Annotated in this window: 20 protein-coding genes, 1 tRNA gene, 1 other RNA gene and 1 other annotated feature (1 of these 23 only partly in view); of the genes, 3 read left to right on the plus strand and 19 right to left on the minus strand. The window is 56.1% G+C overall.

From position 1 onward, the window contains the following. Positions 1 to 74, minus strand: a binding site (T-box leader) (it extends 316 nt beyond the left edge of the window). A gap of 177 nt (positions 75 to 251) precedes the next feature. Beyond that, complete coding sequence (locus tag D7024_RS14115) at positions 252 to 506, plus strand: AbrB/MazE/SpoVT family DNA-binding domain-containing protein (RefSeq protein WP_013821206.1); 255 nt, start codon at positions 252 to 254, stop codon at positions 504 to 506. A gap of 71 nt (positions 507 to 577) precedes the next feature. On the opposite strand, the gene rsmI is transcribed toward D7024_RS14115, so the two are convergent. From rsmI to D7024_RS14145, 6 genes are read right to left on the minus strand one after another with little or no spacing between them, the layout of a single operon-like run. Beyond that, on the minus strand, positions 578 to 1,441 hold the full coding sequence (gene rsmI, locus D7024_RS14120; RefSeq protein WP_121452347.1) for a 16S rRNA (cytidine(1402)-2'-O)-methyltransferase: 864 nt from the start codon (positions 1,439 to 1,441) through the stop codon (positions 578 to 580). After that, the gene (locus D7024_RS14125; RefSeq protein ID WP_121452348.1) at positions 1,438 to 1,725 is read right to left on the minus strand and encodes an initiation control protein YabA; all 288 of its coding nucleotides are present in this window, start codon (positions 1,723 to 1,725) and stop codon (positions 1,438 to 1,440) included. Before D7024_RS14125 ends, rsmI begins: the two co-directional genes overlap by 4 nt. After that, complete coding sequence (locus tag D7024_RS14130) at positions 1,634 to 2,560, minus strand: PSP1 domain-containing protein (RefSeq protein WP_121452349.1); 927 nt, start codon at positions 2,558 to 2,560, stop codon at positions 1,634 to 1,636. Before D7024_RS14130 ends, D7024_RS14125 begins: the two co-directional genes overlap by 92 nt. A 42-nt stretch (positions 2,561 to 2,602) precedes the next feature. Beyond that, complete coding sequence (gene holB / locus D7024_RS14135; protein ID WP_121452350.1) at positions 2,603 to 3,592, minus strand: DNA polymerase III subunit delta'; 990 nt, start codon at positions 3,590 to 3,592, stop codon at positions 2,603 to 2,605. After that, the gene (gene tmk / locus D7024_RS14140) at positions 3,593 to 4,204 is read right to left on the minus strand and encodes a dTMP kinase (protein WP_121452351.1); all 612 of its coding nucleotides are present in this window, start codon (positions 4,202 to 4,204) and stop codon (positions 3,593 to 3,595) included. Continuing rightward, a complete protein-coding gene (locus D7024_RS14145) occupies positions 4,201 to 5,646 on the minus strand; it encodes an aminotransferase class I/II-fold pyridoxal phosphate-dependent enzyme (protein ID WP_121452352.1) in 1,446 nt (481 codons plus the stop codon). The genes tmk and D7024_RS14145 overlap by 4 nt, the downstream gene beginning before the upstream one ends. Before the next feature lie 166 nt (positions 5,647 to 5,812). Between D7024_RS14145 and D7024_RS14150 the strand changes: the two genes are divergently transcribed. Continuing rightward, on the plus strand, positions 5,813 to 6,037 hold the full coding sequence (locus tag D7024_RS14150; protein ID WP_121452353.1) for a hypothetical protein: 225 nt from the start codon (positions 5,813 to 5,815) through the stop codon (positions 6,035 to 6,037). Between the two features lie 161 nt (positions 6,038 to 6,198). Here D7024_RS14150 and D7024_RS14155 read toward each other — a convergent pair whose 3' ends face one another. The 11 genes from D7024_RS14155 to D7024_RS14205 all read right to left on the minus strand — a co-directional run bounded on the left by D7024_RS14155 (position 6,199) and on the right by D7024_RS14205 (position 13,875). Beyond that, positions 6,199 to 6,459, minus strand: a complete 261-nt coding sequence (locus D7024_RS14155; RefSeq protein WP_121452354.1) for a 4Fe-4S dicluster domain-containing protein — start codon at positions 6,457 to 6,459, stop codon at positions 6,199 to 6,201. Between the two features lie 12 nt (positions 6,460 to 6,471). Next, a complete protein-coding gene (locus D7024_RS14160; protein WP_121452355.1) occupies positions 6,472 to 7,038 on the minus strand; it encodes a 2-oxoacid:ferredoxin oxidoreductase subunit gamma family protein in 567 nt (188 codons plus the stop codon). Then, positions 7,031 to 7,792, minus strand: coding sequence for a thiamine pyrophosphate-dependent enzyme (locus D7024_RS14165; protein WP_121452356.1), 762 nt, complete (start codon positions 7,790 to 7,792; stop codon positions 7,031 to 7,033). Before D7024_RS14165 ends, D7024_RS14160 begins: the two co-directional genes overlap by 8 nt. Positions 7,793 to 7,821: 29 nt before the next feature. Then, a complete protein-coding gene (locus D7024_RS14170; protein WP_121452357.1) occupies positions 7,822 to 8,910 on the minus strand; it encodes a transketolase C-terminal domain-containing protein in 1,089 nt (362 codons plus the stop codon). Positions 8,911 to 9,290: 380 nt separating this feature from the next. Beyond that, on the minus strand, positions 9,291 to 9,941 hold the full coding sequence (locus D7024_RS14175) for an Mrp/NBP35 family ATP-binding protein (RefSeq protein ID WP_243113804.1): 651 nt from the start codon (positions 9,939 to 9,941) through the stop codon (positions 9,291 to 9,293). Between the two features lie 249 nt (positions 9,942 to 10,190). Beyond that, on the minus strand, positions 10,191 to 10,454 hold the full coding sequence (locus tag D7024_RS14180; protein ID WP_121452359.1) for a pro-sigmaK processing inhibitor BofA family protein: 264 nt from the start codon (positions 10,452 to 10,454) through the stop codon (positions 10,191 to 10,193). 75 nt (positions 10,455 to 10,529) lie between these two features. Continuing rightward, complete coding sequence (gene recR / locus D7024_RS14185) at positions 10,530 to 11,129, minus strand: recombination mediator RecR (RefSeq protein ID WP_121452360.1); 600 nt, start codon at positions 11,127 to 11,129, stop codon at positions 10,530 to 10,532. Positions 11,130 to 11,141: 12 nt separating this feature from the next. Continuing rightward, positions 11,142 to 11,459, minus strand: a complete 318-nt coding sequence (locus D7024_RS14190) for a YbaB/EbfC family nucleoid-associated protein (protein ID WP_121452361.1) — start codon at positions 11,457 to 11,459, stop codon at positions 11,142 to 11,144. Positions 11,460 to 11,474: 15 nt separating this feature from the next. Then, positions 11,475 to 13,217: a DNA polymerase III subunit gamma/tau gene (dnaX, locus tag D7024_RS14195; protein ID WP_121452362.1), complete on the minus strand. Its 1,743-nt coding sequence runs from the start codon at positions 13,215 to 13,217 to the stop codon at positions 11,475 to 11,477. A gap of 239 nt (positions 13,218 to 13,456) precedes the next feature. Continuing rightward, positions 13,457 to 13,721, minus strand: an RNA gene (gene ffs, locus D7024_RS14200) — signal recognition particle sRNA large type. Positions 13,722 to 13,780: 59 nt separating this feature from the next. Continuing rightward, positions 13,781 to 13,875: transfer RNA gene (locus D7024_RS14205), tRNA-Ser, on the minus strand. Positions 13,876 to 14,253: 378 nt separating this feature from the next. Here D7024_RS14205 and D7024_RS14210 point away from each other — a divergent pair. Next, on the plus strand, positions 14,254 to 15,039 hold the full coding sequence (locus tag D7024_RS14210) for an HD domain-containing protein (RefSeq protein ID WP_121452363.1): 786 nt from the start codon (positions 14,254 to 14,256) through the stop codon (positions 15,037 to 15,039). Positions 15,040 to 15,169: 130 nt separating this feature from the next. Here the strand turns inward: D7024_RS14210 and dmpI are convergent, their stop codons facing one another. Together dmpI and D7024_RS14220 are read right to left on the minus strand one after the other, a co-directional pair. Then, positions 15,170 to 15,358: a 4-oxalocrotonate tautomerase DmpI gene (gene dmpI, locus D7024_RS14215; protein WP_121452364.1), complete on the minus strand. Its 189-nt coding sequence runs from the start codon at positions 15,356 to 15,358 to the stop codon at positions 15,170 to 15,172. A 76-nt stretch (positions 15,359 to 15,434) separates the two neighbouring features. After that, positions 15,435 to 16,220, minus strand: a complete 786-nt coding sequence (locus D7024_RS14220; protein ID WP_121452365.1) for an ABC transporter ATP-binding protein — start codon at positions 16,218 to 16,220, stop codon at positions 15,435 to 15,437. Position 16,221 lies beyond the last annotated feature (1 nt).

Genomic DNA, 16,221 nt, shown 5'->3' on the forward strand with positions numbered 1-16,221 from the left:
CGGCGGGCTTTCACCTGACCCCCGCTCTCTGTACGGGTACTGGCAGCTCTACTCTTCCCCTTCATCACTTGTTCCCAATACCTAGATTGTATTTAAAAAAGCCTTGACTTGTCAAGTTTTCCCTTGCAGCGAGAATTTTATACAAAAAAACCAAAACCTATTGACTTTTACTGGGACACTTGGTACCATTTACTTGCATGATAAAATAGTTTATTGTCGATCTATGTAAATTTTAAGGGGAGGGAAAGACTTTGAAGTCGACGGGTGTTGTTAGAAAGGTGGACGAGCTGGGCAGGGTGGTTATTCCCATCGAACTGCGGCGGACTCTGGGGATTGATGAGAAGGACGCCCTGGAGATCTACGTAGACAACGAAAAGATCATCCTCAAGAAATACGAGCCCGGCTGCGTCTTCTGCGGCAACGCGGCAGAAGTACAGCTTTACCGCGGCAAGCTGGTGTGCCGGAACTGTGCCGTGGAAATGTTTGAAAACGCCAAGGCCATGTAGAGGAATCATACATAACCTTAAGATCATGGTGAAGGGCCGGGTGGGAAGGGGTTCTGATTACCAACCGGCCCTTAAGAATTTGCACCACTGTCCCGAACCACCTGGTTATAAACTTCCCGCCGGGGTATTCCCCGTTGCCGGGCCACCTCCCGGATGGCTTCCTTTTTATCCATGCCCCGGGCCTGGAGCAGGGCAACGTGCTCCTTCAGTGAAAGCCCTAACCAGGATTCATCCCGTGTATCCGATACCTCCCCTTCCCGGGCGCCGGCCACCACCAGGGTAAACTCACCCCGGGGAGATTGGAGGCGAAAGTGTTCCACCGCCTGGGGTAACGTACCCCGCCAGATTTCTTCATATTTTTTGGTCAGCTCCCGGGCAACGGCAATCTGCCGCTCTCCCCAAATATCCACCATATCAGAAAGGCTTTCCAAAAGACGGTGGGGGGCTTCGTAAAAAATAATGGTCCGCCTCTCTCCTTTTAACTCCTCCAGCTTGCGGCGCCGGGCGCCGGCCGCTGTCGGAAGGAAACCCTCAAAACAAAAAGAAGAGGTGGGCAGACCAGAGGCCACCAGGGCCGTCAGGGCCGCGTTGGGCCCGGGCAGGGGCACCACCGGAATGCCCCGACCTATGGCCAGGGAAACCAGTTCCTCCCCGGGGTCGGATATACCCGGCATGCCGGCATCGGAAACCAGGGCTACCTTCAGGCCGGCTGCAAGCAGGTTTAAAAGATGCCGGCCCATTTGTCGGCGGTTGTGTTCGCGGTAGCTGACCATCGGTGTGTGAATATCGTAATGGGCCAGGAGCTTTCTGGTGTGCCGGGTATCTTCGGCCGCAATCAGGTCCACTTCCCGCAATATCCGCAAGACCCGCAGGGTAATATCCTCCAGGTTGCCAATGGGTGTGGCACAGAGAAAGAGGATTCCCTGTTGATTCACCTTCCGCCCTCCCGCTCCCTATCCCAAAATGCCTCACAAAACAGGCATTCCGTCGTACGGATGCGGCCAAAGTGTACGTTACAAATATGAAAACCCTGCTGGTAGAGATCCCACAGGTTTTTCAGCCCTCCCCTGGCAGGGGTGCTATCACCGGTCTGCCCGTAGGCCCTGGCCAACTCCTCCCGCAACTTGTCATTCTCCTCCATTAAAAGGCGGATCTGTTTTTTGATTTTCTGCATGTCGCTCCCGAGTGCCTGGATCCTGGCTTCCATTTCCTTGATCATTGCGGTCAGAGCTTGCACACTGGTCACCTCTCGTCTTGGTGATTACCTCGTTAAAAGAATACTCCTTGTTGAGCCTGGTTTCCTTTAATTCCACCATCACGGTTTTACGAAAAATATTTACGGCCGTAACCCTGCCCTCTCCATGGGGCGTCAGCACCCGGGCGCCAATTTCGGGATGTTCCTCCTTAACCTGTTCGTAAATCTCATTTTCATACTTAAGACAGCACATCAACCTCCCGCAAATACCGGAAATCTTGGTGGGATTCAGGGAAAGATTCTGGTCCTTGGCCATGCGGATGGAAACGGAGGCAAAGTCGCACAACCAGGTGCTGCAGCATAATTCCCGTCCGCAGCAACCCAGGCCGCCCATCATCTTGGCTTCATCCCGCACCCCAATTTGCCGCAGCTCTATGCGAGTGCGGAAAACCGCTGCCAAATCCCTGACCAGTTCCCGAAAATCAACCCGCCCCTCGGCGGTAAAATAAAAGATGATCTTGTTGCCGTCAAAGGTCTGTTCCACGTCCACCAGCTTCATGGGTAAACCGTGGGCGGCAATCTTCTCAAGGCAGATCTGAAAAGCCCGTTTTTCCTTTTTCTTGTTTGCTGCGATCTTTTCCAGGTCTTCTCCGGTCACCGGGCGAATGACCTTTTTTAAAGGCGCCACCACCTCTTCGTCCGGTACTTCAGTGGGCCCGATCACCACCTGCCCGTTTTCTATACCGCGGGCCGTTTCCACAATAACCAGATCGCCGGGATTAAGCTGGTATTCCCCGGGGTCAAAGTAATAGATTTTACCCGCCCGCCTGAACCTGACCCCTACAACCCGGTAGGGCATGTCTTTCCCTCCATTCAGCCTCCCTGGTCTTAGCGCCCCCGTTCAGGCGGCGCCGGCCAGGCGCATAAAAAGCATTTCCAGTGCCAGTCTGGTATTAACGTTTGCCAATAGGGAATCCCTGGTTCCTTCAATTTCTTTGATGATGGCAAGCAGCCGGGTACGGCTGTAAAAACGGGCTTCCCGGTCCACCAGGGGAAGATAATCCTGGTTGAAAAGCAACCCGGGAGCCCCTGTTTCCGTCCATACCAGTAAATCCCGGTACCACAGCAAGAAAAGCTCCAGGTAAACTAAAGCCTGCTCTTTATCTTCAGCCAGCAGCGCTGCCTGCCGGCAGGCTTCCGTAACAGAAGCGCGACCCAACCCGGCGGCCATATCCACAACCCTTTGCCGGACGGCAAAATAACCGCCCTTCATGCCGGCCAGCCGCACGGCCCGCCCGGGACATCCCCCGGTGAGCCGGGCCAGCAGCTCCAGTTCGTCCCGGGAAACGGCCGTTTCCCTTTCCAGGATACCGGCCACCTGTTCCGCGGGCAGCGGGTGAAAGGTGAAGATCTGGCAGCGGGAAAGGATTGTGGGCAGCAACGCCTGGGGACGATCCGAAATTAAAACAAGCACCGTACCGGCCGGTGGTTCTTCCAGGGTCTTTAAAAGACAGTTGGCCGCCTCGTGGGTCATCAGGTCCGCCTGTTCCACGAGAAAAATTTGCCGCTGTCCCTGATAGGGAGAGAGGGTAATCCGGCGCAACATCTCCCGCATCTGCCCGATCTTGATGGACGCCCCTTCGGGAGCAATCCGGTGCAGGTCGGGATGGTTTTGTCCGGCTACCTGCCGGCAATCCCGGCATTGACCGCAGGCATCCCCACAGTCAGGCTGCCGGCACAGCAGGGCGGCCCCAAAGGCCAGGGCCGTGGTGGTCTTACCCACGCCGTCCGGCCCGGCAAATAAATAGGCATGACTGACCCTGTTTTGTTCCACGGCCCGGCACAGGGCGCGGATGATTTCCCCATGTCCAATAATGTTCGCCAACTTCACCTAAAACCTCTCCTCCACGGCCTTTAAGATCTGCCGGTGGAGCTCCCGGCAGCCCAGGCGTCCGTCCAGCACCAGGTAACGTTGGGGCGCCCTTTTTACCAGCTGGCGGTATCCCCAGCGTACCCGGTCAAAAAAATCCAGCCTTTCCTGTTCGATGCGGTCTGCCCTGCCGGTCAGCCGGGCCAGAGCCTCGGCGGCCGGCATGTCCAGCAACACCGTTAAGTCGGGCACAAGCCCTCCCGTGGCCAGGGCGTTAAGCTGTTCCAATTCCTTCAGGTCGAGGCATCGTCCGTAGCCCTGATAGGCCAGGCTGGAATCCACAAAGCGATCGCTGATCACCACCCGGCCGCCGGCCAGGGCGGGGCGGATGGTGCTGGCCACCAGCTCGGCCCGGGCGCCGGCGTAAAGAAGGGCCTCGGCCAGGGGGGTTAAACCGGCCAGTACCGGATCGAGTAAAAGGCTGCGGATCTTTTCCCCCACCGGGGTCCCCCCGGGTTCCCGGGTGAGTACCACCGGGTGCCCCCGCTGGACCAGGGCTTGAGCTAAAAGCCGGGCCTGAGTAGTTTTCCCGGCCCCGTCAATACCTTCAAAAACTACGAAAAAACCTTTCACCGGACCACCACCCGCAGGCTCGCCAGCCCGGGATCTTCAGGACCCTGTACGGGAAGTGACAGGTTCCTGACCCATTGTAGATATTCGACCATCTCCGGACCAATCTCCTCCCCGGGATAGAGCAGGGGAATGCCTGGCGGGGAAACGTTCACCCATTCGGCACAGATGTGGCCGGCGCATTCCTCCAAAGGCAGGGGGCGGCTGGGAGCCAGCCAGGCCTGGCGGGGCGTAAGGCGCCCCACCGGAAGCGGCGGCCGTTCGGGGCAGGCCACGAGAGATTGTCCTGCTCCCACCCGGCGAACCACTCCCTGCAAACCGCGGATGAGGAGCTCGCAATCCTGGCGGGTGGTGCCGATGCCAATGACCACCACCAGGTTATAATAATCGGCCATTTCCACCTGCACCCGGTAATCCCGGGCCAGGATCCGGGCCGCCTGGTACCCCGTCAACCCCACGCAACGCAGGGAAATCACCAGCCGGGTGGGATCCAGGCCGTTTGCTCCCGGCCGGCCCAGGTGTTCTTCCCCCAGCAGGGTAATGCCGGGCAAACGGGAAAGGGCCTGCCTTACCTCCCGGGCCAGGCCCACCGCCCGCTCCAGCATTTCCCTGCCTTTTGTGGCCAGCTGCCTGCGAGCACCGTCCAGGGAAGCCAGCAAAAGATAAGAGGGACTGCTGCTCTGCAAAAGGCGCAATGCCCGGGCCGTTTTCAGGACATCCACCCGGTTTCCTTTGAGATGCAGTAACGAGGATTGGGTGAGGGAACCTCCCATCTTGTGCATGCTCTGTACCGCGGCGTCCACGCCGCACTGCAATGCCGGCGGCGGCAGCACGGCATGAAAGGCAAAGTGCACGCCGTGGGCCTCATCGGCCAGCACAGGCTTGTTCACCCCGTGGGCCAGCCCCACCAGTCGCGGCAGATCGCCCGTAACTCCATAATAGGTGGGATGGAGCACCAGCAGCCCCTTCGCCTGCGGGTGCTTTTCCAGTGCCCCGGCAACTACCTGAGGAGTCAATCCGGCAGCAATACCAAACTCCTCAATAACCACAGGTTCAAGAAAAACAGGCTTAGCCCCGGAAAAAATCAACCCCCCCAGCACGGCCCGGTGGGCGTTGCGGGGAAGCAAGATTTCATCCCCCGGGCGGCACAGGGCCAGGAACAGGGCCGTTATACCCACCGTGCTCCCGTTAACCAGAAAAAAGGTTTGCCCGGCGCCAAAAAGCTCTGCCGCCAGGGCTTGTGCCCGGGCGATCACCCCTTCGGGACGGTGCAGATCATCCAAACCGGGCAACTCGGTAAGATCCAGCTGCAGGATTTCTTTACCCCCCTGCCACTCGGGGAAAATGGCTTCTCCCTGACGGTGTGCGGGCACGTGCAGGTGGGCGTAACTCCTGGCACAATGGGCATAGAGTGCGGCCACCAGGGGCGCTTCTTGCTGGTTCATAAACTGTTTTCACCTAATGGTAAGTCAAAATTTTGGTTCAACAGCTTTATTTTAACATGAGTGCCCTTCGTCATAAAGCATTGCCATTACTTTAATCTTATATCCGGTCAGGGCGGCGGTCAAAATAAGTTTAAAGAAAAAGAGAAAGTGAAAGGAGAGGCAGGGCATGAGAGGTGACAAAATTGACGAAAAAAGCCTTTCCCGCAAGTATAAAACCAATGTTTCCCGGCTAATCCGGGCCTGGAAAAAGGGCCTTTCGGATATGGAAATTGCCGCCAGCACCGGCATCGACCCCGCCACCCTGAACAGGATCCGGGGCGATATCGAAATGGCTCACCGGCGCCTGCGCCTGGCCCGAAAAAAGGAATTGGACCGGCTGGTTTACCTTTAAACCCTATCCAGAACTATTGCCTGCATCCCTTCATAGTGTATAGCAACCGGCAGTTGTTAACATGTCCCTGGGGTCCAAAAACCTCCTTTGAACCGGCTCCGCCACATGGCGGTGCTGTTAAGATAAAGGCCCTTTCCCCATCGGGAAAGGGCCCTTGACTATTAACCCGCCTTCTTTTCCTCTTTTTTCTTGCTAACATTGATGGCACAGTCAGGGCAAACCATCTGGCAGATACCGCAGGCGATGCACTCATCGTTTGGTTCCACCGAAGGAGTACCATAAACCCCCAGCACATCAGACCAGGAAAGGCACTTCTTGGGGCACTTTTGCATGCACAACCCACAGCCTTTGCACAGGCCGGGGAAGATAGTCCAGAAGCTTTTTTGGGTTTCTATGGTCCGGGCCTTAAAGGACTGTGTCATTGCTTACCCCCCTTAGATGGCTTGAGCCACAAGCTCCATGCCCCGCTCCAGGGCACGGAAATTCAGTTCCCGTAGCTTGGGGTTCTTTTCAAACTTGTAGCCAAGTTTTTTCTCAATGGCCTTCTTAGCCTCTTCTACGGAAATTACCCCGGTGGCCTTAATTACCGCACCCATGATGACAATGTTGAACACCCGGGGATGCAGTTCGTTTTTGGAAACCTCAATGGCCGGAATGGGCAAAATCTTTTTCGCCTGGGTGGGCAGGGCGTCCTCGACGCCTTCAATGCTGGAATCGTAAACAAACAGGGTTTGGGGGCCCACATACTGCCGGGTCCGGTGCACCGCCCGGTCGCTCAAGGCAATGACGATGTCCCCGGTCTGGAACTTGGGTGCGCCGATGGGTTCATCCCCGATTTGCAAATAGGCGATGGAAACACCACCGCGCTGCTCCACGCCGAAGTTGGGGATGTACAGGGCCTCGCGGCCTTCCTCGTTGGCCGCCTCGGCAATGATTTCCGCTACCGATTGGACCCCCTGACCGCCTTCCCCGGCCAGAAGGATCTTTACCGCCTTAGCCATTTGCCTCGCCCTCCTTCTGACCGGGCACTTTAATTTCGCCTACCTTAAAGTACCTGGGCAGTTCCTGTTCCACCATTTTCCAGGTCTCCTCGGCGTTGGTCCGCCAGTTTGTCGGGCAGGTAGAGAGAACCTCCACAAAGGAAAAACCGTTGCCGGCCATCTGGTTTTCCAGGGCCTTTTTGAGGTAATTCTTTAACTGCCGCAGGTTGGCCACGGTGCCCCGGGCCACGTAGGCTCCCTCCCGGGTAATGGCGGCCACCATTTCCGGACCCTGGGTGGGATAACCGGTTTTTTCCGGATCCCGGCCGTAGGGTGTGGTTTCGGTCTTCTGGCCGGGCAGGGTGGTAGGCGCCATCTGACCGCCGGTCATGCCGTACTGGGTATTGTTCACCAGGATCACGGTGATCCTTTCGTTTCTTGACGCGGCATTTACCAGGTGCTGCGAGCCAATGGCATAGCCGCCGCCGTCACCCATGTAGGCAATGCCGATAAGATTGGGATTGGCCCGCTTTAAACCCGTGATCACGGGCGTGGTGCGGCCGTGGTGGGTTTGAATGGTATCCACGTTGAAGAAGTCCCAGGCGAGCAGGGAACAGCCAATATCACAGCCAAAAACGGCCCGGTCCTGGATCCCCAGTTCGTCAATGGCCTGCCCCAGCGCCTTTAGCACCAGGCCGTGGCCGCAACCGGGACAAAACTTGTGGGGCTTGGTATCTACACGCCAGCTCTTGGGCATGGCAGGTTGCACAGACATCAAAAATGGCCTCCTTTCCTTATTTTACATTAACCAGCGATCTCTTTCACGCGGCTGACCACATCTTCGGCAGTGATGCCCACCCCGGGCTTGAACAGGGACAGCATTTCCACCGGACACCCGAAGGCTGCTTCCTTTAAGAGCCTGGCCATCTGCCCGTTGGCCGATTCCACCACCAGGAATTGCCTGGCCTTGCTGGCCGTTTCCCGGATGGCGTCTACCGGCAGGGGACGAAGGGTGATAGGACGGAAGTAGCCGACCTTGATACCCTCCTCCCGCAGTTCCTTTACGGCCGCCTTACATGCCCGGGATACCACGCCGTGGGATACCACCACCAGGTCGGCATCCTCCACATCAAAAGCTTCGTATTCGGCTACTTCCGGGGCGATTTTTTCGTAGTCCTTGAAGTATCCTTCCAGCACCTCGTAGAGTTCCTCTTCTACGTTATAGGTATTGCGCAGCTGCGTGGGTGGCCTGTCCACCCCGGGAACGCCGGGCTTGCCCAGGAAGGGTTCGGCTTCTACCAGCTCAATGCCCCGGCTGGCTGGATCGTAGATGGTCAAGGATTCCCTCATTTTCGCCTGGTAGCCGTCACCCAGGACAAAGGTGGGGAAACGATATTTCCAGGCCGTGTTGAAGGCCTTGATGGTATAATCAAAAAGCTCCTGGTGAGTGGCGGTAGAGTAGACAATACGCAGACCCTCGCCGTTGCCGCCCAGGGTGGTCATGGTTACTTCCTGCTGGGAGTAAATTACGGTTGCCGTAGAGGGGCCGCCCCGCTGCTGGATTACCACCACAGTAGGCAGGCGCATGGCTTCGGCCATGGACATGGGTTCCTGCATCAGGGTGTTGCCCGGTCCTGCCGTGGCGGTGAAGGCTTTGCGTCCGGCCAGCACGCCGCCGACAGTGGTAAAACCGGCGGACAGCTCATCCTCTGTTTGCAGGAATTCGCGACCATATTTGGGTGCCAGACGGGTCCAGTAGTGCATGATTTCATTCTGAGGGGTAATGGGGTAACCGTACATGATCTCTGCGCCGGCCACCAGCGCAGCCCAGGCTACCACCTCATTACCGGTCATAAAGACCCGCTTTTCACCCTCAATTGGTTTGTCAGGCATAATGACCTACACCTCCTGAAATCTTATCCCGTTAATGTTCAGTGAACCCACTTGGGTGCGGCGCTGTCCTTGCTCACTCCAGTGCTTCGCGCCGACAGCACCACGGTTCGCTTCGGGCCGGCTCTGGCTCTCTGCGGATTACCATCGACACTGTTACCTCCCGACCATAATTAAACTGCCCGATGTGTCACCAATAGGTGTTCTTCCATTTGTTTTCATTTGGCGTCCTCGAGAGCTGAGCCGGCGGCCTCGCTTCACCGGGTGCTGTTACCGGCGCTTCGCAAGTCGTTCGCTCCGGACAGTGCCGCACCCTCGTCAGTACGGTTTTGCTGAACATTCACTCTTGCCCTTAAGAGAAGCGCAAAAAGAGCTTTTCTTTTTCACCACAGGGTTTGGGGCATATAACGCTTAATGGGCCATACCGGGTGGCCTGCCGCATCATGGGAACCGATGACCCGGGCCAGTTCCTCCAGGACGGTAGTGGCCACCACGGGAATGCCCAGCTGCCGGGCAGCCTCGTCCACAATCCCTGCCCCTTCCTGGACAAATTCCACGGTGGTTTCGTCCCCCAGGTGGCTGTTGTTAATTAAACCATCCACCCTCCCCAGAGACCGGACATACTCCACAATTTCTTCCACGGTACCGGTCATGGGCCGGCCTACGTTTACCACCACGAAAATCTTTAAATCAGGATCGGTGACCGCGCCCTCCACCAGGTTTAAGGTTTTGGCTCCTTCCACACCGTAGCCAATATCCAGGATTACGTCCCCGGGAAGCCTTAAGGCCCAGCGGTTGGCGGGGTGAAGGATGCTCCCCGTTTCCCCCAAACCCATCATCTCCCTGGTTTCCCAGGCTACCACATTTATTCCCATGGCAGTCAATTTTTTCTTGATCGGGCGCAGGGTATAGCAGGGTTCCACGATGTCCAGATCAACCAGGTTTACCTGCCGGCCACTGGAGGCCAGAAAAATGGCCCGGTTGACCGCCACTTCGCTTTTGCCACTGGCATACTCTCCAATATAGGCTTCCACTATCCGGCCGGAAATACATCTTCACCTCCGCCAGGATGACGCGAAAGATAAAAAAATTTAAAATCCCTATATTTATTTTCTAAAAAGTTAGTACAACAACATAAGAACGAAAACCGGGACAGTTGGGTCTACTGTCCCTAATTTTATTAATTTTTATTAATTTTATTTATTTATCAGACCACCCAACCCATGTTTAGTATATTGCAAAAAGGACTCCACGTCAACACAAGCCAAAATTTGAAAAATTGGCTAAACAAAAAAGTAGTGCAACAGGATTAAGAGTATCACCCCGGGTACCTGAAGCAATCCGGCGGTGAGGAGAGTAACCGGGTTAACAGCAATCCTTAACCCCAACTGGCCGAGGAAAATATTGAACAAAAATAATAATACTCCCCCCATCAAAAGTTGCAGGATCAACCGCAAGGTGAATTTAAAAACCTTGAGCAAAACACTGCCCATGAGAAATAATCCCAAAAGACCGAGGGCTATCAACAAAAGCAGCTTTAACTCCATCAGTCCCACCCCTTTTACCGGCAATCTTGTCCCACGGCATGTATATGGAGTGGGAAGGGAAAATATGCTTACTTCTTATAACTCCCGGCGGCCTTCCAGGGCCCTGGCCAGGGTCATCTCATCGGCATATTCCAGGTGGGCGCCCACGGGCAAACCGTGGGCAATGCGGGTAACCTTCAAACCCAGGGGTTTGATTAGCTGGGCCAGGTAAAGGGCGGTGGCATCACCTTCAACGTCCGGATTGGTGGCCAGAATTACTTCTTTTATCTTTCCTTCACCCAACCTGGCCAGAAGCTGCTTGATGGTCAGGTCATTGGGGCCCACCCCGGCCAGGGGTGAAATGGCCCCCTGCAGGACGTGGTAGAGCCCCCGGTAGCCCCGGGTTTTTTCCATGGCCAATACGTCCCTCGGCTCCTGGACCACACATACCAGGGTGTTATCCCGGCCCGGGTCGGAACAAATCTGGCAGACCTCCCGGTCGGTGAGGTTGGCACAGACGGAACAATAGCGGACGTTGTCGCGGGCGAAAACCAGGGCCCGGGCCAGGTTGTGGGCTACTTCCGGCGGTGCGTTCAAAAGATAAAAAGCCAGGCGCTGGGCTGTTTTGGGACCGATACCGGGCAGCTTGGACAGCTCCTCAATCAGGCGGTTCGCCGGGCCGGAGAGATACCTCACCGGTTCTCACCCCTAAAAAAGGCCGGGCAGGTTCAGTCCACCGGTCAGTTTGCCCATTTCCTTTGACACCATTTCCCGCGATTGATTGAGGGCGCTGTTCACGGCTGTCAGGATAAGCTCCGTCAACATTTCTACGTCCTCCGGGTCCACCGCTTCGGGCTTGATTTCCAGGGCCACCAGTTCCTGTTTTCCGTTCACCACTGCCTTTACGGCCCCTCCCCCGGCGGTGGCTTCCACTGTCCGGTTGCCCAGTTCCTCCTGCAGGCGCATCATTTCCGCCTGCATTTTCTGGACCTGCTTCAGCATTTTGTTCATATTGGGACCCATCATGATTGATCTCTCCTTTTAATTAATTTTTTCTTCTATCTCTTCTCCCCCAAAGAGCTGGATGGCCGTTGCGGCGTCAAGCTGCTCATCCGGCTCGTCCGGTTTCCTTTCTTCCGGGGGAGCGTTCCCGTACACTATGTTTACCCGCCAGGTTCCCGGAAATAAAACGGCCAGCGCCTCTTCCACCACCCGGCGGTTTGCCGCCGTGTCCAGCAGCTCCTTGAACATGTCATCGGGGCCGAAGGCTATGGTTAACACCCCTTCCCCAACCTGCTCGGGCCAGCTGTGGATAAGATAATTGTATACCGGGAGGTTTTTGCTTTGAACCAGGTCCAGCACCTGTGGCCAGCGCTGCCTGATTTTGTCCAGCGTAACACCGCCGTTGGCGCAAACCTCCCCGTTTCCGGGGGGAGCTTTTACGGCCTGAGTTGGCTGAACTTCTTTTGTGGCGGCTCGTTTTTTCCCCCGCCCTCCCGCAGCGGTGTTTTTACCTGCCTGGGGCCGTTCTGTGCTTGTGTCGCCCGTGTTGCCAGCCTTTAGTTCTTCCTCTGGAGGTTGGACATCTTTTTCGACAACATCTTTTTCCCCAACGGAACCATTCACGCGGCCGGCCATCAACTGTTCCAGGCGCAACTCCAGCTGTTCCACCCGCCGGGCAAGGGCGGCCGGGGAACTGCCGCTTTCGGGACGGGTGGCTTCTACCAGGGCCACCTCCAGCAAAACGCGGGGCTGGCTGGCCCATTTCATATCCTGTTCCACCCGGGTCAACACATGTAAAATGTGCAGCAATTGTTCCCGGGTGAACTCACCGGCCCGTTCCAGCAAACGCTCCCTTTCTCCGGAAGCCAGGGTCAGCTCTTCGTGGGGTGAAACCCGGATTAGCATGAGGTTGCGTAAGTAGGCCGTCAGCCCCTGGACAAAGAGGCGCAGGTCCTTTCCTTCTTCCACCAGGGTAGCAACCAGGTGCAGCAAGCGGTCCGCCCGGCCGGCAGCCAGGTTTTGAGCCGCCCCATCCAGCAGGTCGTCCCGCACGGTACCCATAATCCGGTGCACATGGTCTACGGTAACAACCATGTTGCCGTAAGCCGCCGCCTGATCCAGGATGCCCAGGGCGTCCCGCAGGCCACCATCGGCAGCCCGCGCAATCAGATATAAAGCCTCCTCTTCCACTTGAAAACCTGCTCCGGCGGCCACCTCCCGCAAACGGGCCAGCATATCCGCAAGGCCAATGGGATGAAAATCAAAACGCTGGCACCGGGACAGGATGGTCAGGGGGACTTTATGAGGCTCGGTAGTGGCCAGAACAAAAACCACATGGGCGGGCGGTTCCTCTAATGTTTTCAGCAGGGCATTAAAAGCCTCACTGGTCAGCATATGCACTTCGTCTATAATATAAACCCGGTAGCCGGCCAGCGCCGGTGAAAATCTTACTTTTTCCCGCAGTTCCCTGATCTCGTCAATGCCCCGGTGGGAGGCGGCATCTATTTCCACCACGTCCATGGATGTACCCGCGTTAATCTCCCGGCACACGGCACATTCATTGCAGGGTTCAGCCCCCTGGCGCGCAAGGCAATTCAGTGCCCTGGCCAGGACCTTGGCCGTAGTTGTTTTTCCCGTGCCCCGGGGACCACAAAAAAGATAGGCGTGGGCAATTCTCCCGGCCAGCAAGGCATTCTTCAGGGTAAGGGTAACGTGTTCCTGGCCGACGATTTCTTGAAAACGCCAGGGGCGCCACTTGCGGTATAGGGCCTGGTAAGACATGGTGATTCACTCCACGAAAGTATTCATTAAACCGGCCATACGGCACGGCATTGCCGTGCCCGCTCCGGCGCTCCGTACCCAAAGCACCCCTTGCCTGGACAGCCTGCCTTTGCAAGGAGTCTTTTCCAGCTGTTCACGCTTTAGTATATAGTCTTACAACAAATTCGCCGTCATTTAATAGTTTCCTCTTTTAGAAAAAATAAAGAACTGCTTTTACGCAGTTCGTGAAATCTTATTGGCCGTGCACCTGTCGTTGAATGGTGACTTCCGGGCGTTACCCCTGCAGGTAGCTCGGGTCAGGCACCCTTGCGGCACCCGGAGGTGCTTCCTTAGTGCTGCTTCCGCCAGGACCTGACACGGTTCAGAAGTCTCCGTCGCGCAAGACCCAACCGTCGTCACCCCTTACAGGAGCCGGACCCCACAAGCCACACCCGCGGACAGGAATTCGACCCCGCTACAGCGGTTTGCGGGTACAGGGCACCGCTACCTCCCCGTCTAGCACGGCCAATGCTTCCACCGGCCGTAGGCCGACCATGCCAAACCTGCGGCCAAAAACTTTTTACTGGCGGAGAGAGTGGGATTCGAACCCACGAGACAGGCTTTGTACCCGTCTACTCGCTCTCCAGGCGAGCGCCTTCAACCACTCAGCCATCTCTCCACGATCTGGCCCTGGCCTACTGCCGCTGGTACGATATTCTTTTATATAATTTATTATATCCATGCCGCACAAAAAACTCAAGAGGGGGGTACCTGGCAGAGCTGCGGCATGCCGGGTCTCCGTTTTTATATTTTACAACCAACGACGGGTTTTTGCAAGCGGTTCTTCCGTGCGGAATGTCGTCTCCTGTGGCCATGTCTCCCGTGGCCACTGCGGGTCGTATGTTATACACGGGTACACCCTTGTTTTTCCCCGGCAAATACCCATGAGGGGCACACCACTTTTCACGTTTCTCCCGTTAAGGTACTATATAATTGATGTATAATCTTCTAAATGAACCTGGAAAGATGACTAGCTTTTTTGAAAGGGGACGGGATTTTGCAAGCGGAGCAGCTTCAGGCTTTAAAGAACTGGTTTAACCAATACGTTAAGAACTTTTACCATGATGACCCCGACGTTCAGGCAGGAATCAAGCTCAAGGAGGAACACACCAAAAGGGTCTGCGAGAAAATATTGCGTATCGGAAGCTCTTTAAACCTGGGGGCTGAAGACCTTTACCTGGCCGAAACCATCGCCCTGTTTCACGATATTGGGCGCTTTAAACAGTTTGCCCTCTACCATACTTTTAACGACCGGCGTTCGGAAAATCATGCGCTCCTGGGCATACGCGAACTGGAACGGACCGGAGTGCTCGTCGCCCTAACAGAAGAAGAAAGGAACCTGATCACGAAGGCCATCGAGTATCATAACCTTTGTACGCTGCCCCCGGATTTACCGGACCGACTCTCCTTATTTGCCCGGCTGATCCGGGATGCAGATAAACTGGACATCCTGGAGATGTTCACCGCTTCCCTGGACCGTAAGAACGATCAACCAAACGCCCAGCAGATTTCCGGCCTCCCCGATACACCGGGATATTCGCCGGTTCTGGTTCGAAACCTGCTTCAAGAACAACTCTGTTACTACGATGACATGAAAAATTTTAACGACCGCAAACTGCTCATGCTTTCCTGGATTTACGACATCAATTTCCCCTGCTCGCTCTCGGATATTGCCGGGAACGGCTATGTAGAAAAAATTATCGCCCGACTGCCAAAGACCGGAGAGATCCAGAAAGTTTACGACCATTTGCAGGCTTACATAGCGCGCCGGCAGGCCCGCTGAAGCGACGAAGTTTCCTGCAGGCAGACATGCCGGGCGAACACGTAGACCCGGGCATTATGCCCGGGCCCACCCCAACCACCAACGACATAGCGGCGGCCAAAGGAATAATCTTTTGCTGATCCAGCGGTCCCTATTTCTCCCTGTCCGCCAGCAAAACTCCCCCGACACCCACATTTTCACGTTCCATCTCTTCAATGAGAATTGTAAAAGCCTGGGCGGGGATATTCATTATTTTGCTGGCGATTTCGGTAAAGGACTTCACCAGTTCCGCCTTTTGTTCCTTGCTCATTTTCGGGCCGTGAACCGTAATTACGGGCATCCTGTCACCCCCTCTTGATGCTGCAGGATTCTCAAAAAGCGCCCTCTTTTTTTCCGAGAGGACGCTTAGTTTGCTCTTAGACCGCTTTCAAGCTTTCGGCCCGGATGAGGTCCAGCAAGCGCTTTTTCAGGCGCAAGAATTCGGGCTCGTCTTTCACTTCGTAAGTGCGCGGCCGGGGCAAGTTGATCTGAACCGTCTCTTTAATTTGCCCGGGGCGGGCGGTCATTACGTGCACCGTATCGCTTAAAAAAACTGCTTCCTCCACGTCATGGGTTACAAAGAGAATGGTCTTGCGGGATTCCTCCCACACCTTGAGCAGAATCTCCTGCATGATCAATCTGGTTTGGGCGTCCAGGGCGCCAAACGGCTCGTCCATGAGCAGTATTTCCGGGTCGTTGGCCAGGGCACGGGCAATGGCGACCCGCTGTTTCATCCCTCCGGAAAGACTTACCGGGTACGCATCCTCAAAACCCTTCAAACCGACCAGTTCAATGTAATGCTGGGAGATGGCGTGGCGCTCTGCCGCCGGTACGCCACGCAATTCCAGGCCAAATTCGATGTTGCGCCGCACCGTCAACCAGGGAAAAAGGGTATAGGATTGGAAAACCATCCCCCGGTCCGGTCCAGGCCCCTTGATTTCCCGGCCGTCCAGCAGTACCCGCCCGGCGGTGGGCCCGGTCAATCCGGCCACAATCCGCAGGATGGTGGACTTGCCGCACCCCGACGGGCCGAGAATGGTCACGAATTCCCCTTCCCGCACTTCAAAACTGGTGGCCTGGAGCGCCTCCACATCGTTGCGCCGCCCGTTAAAGGTTTTACATACCCCTTGAATCCTCAACTTAATACCCTTGCCACCTAACATT

This window comes from Desulfofundulus salinus (assembly GCF_003627965.1).
Taxonomy (GTDB): Bacteria; Bacillota; Desulfotomaculia; order Desulfotomaculales; family Desulfovirgulaceae; genus Desulfofundulus; species Desulfofundulus salinus.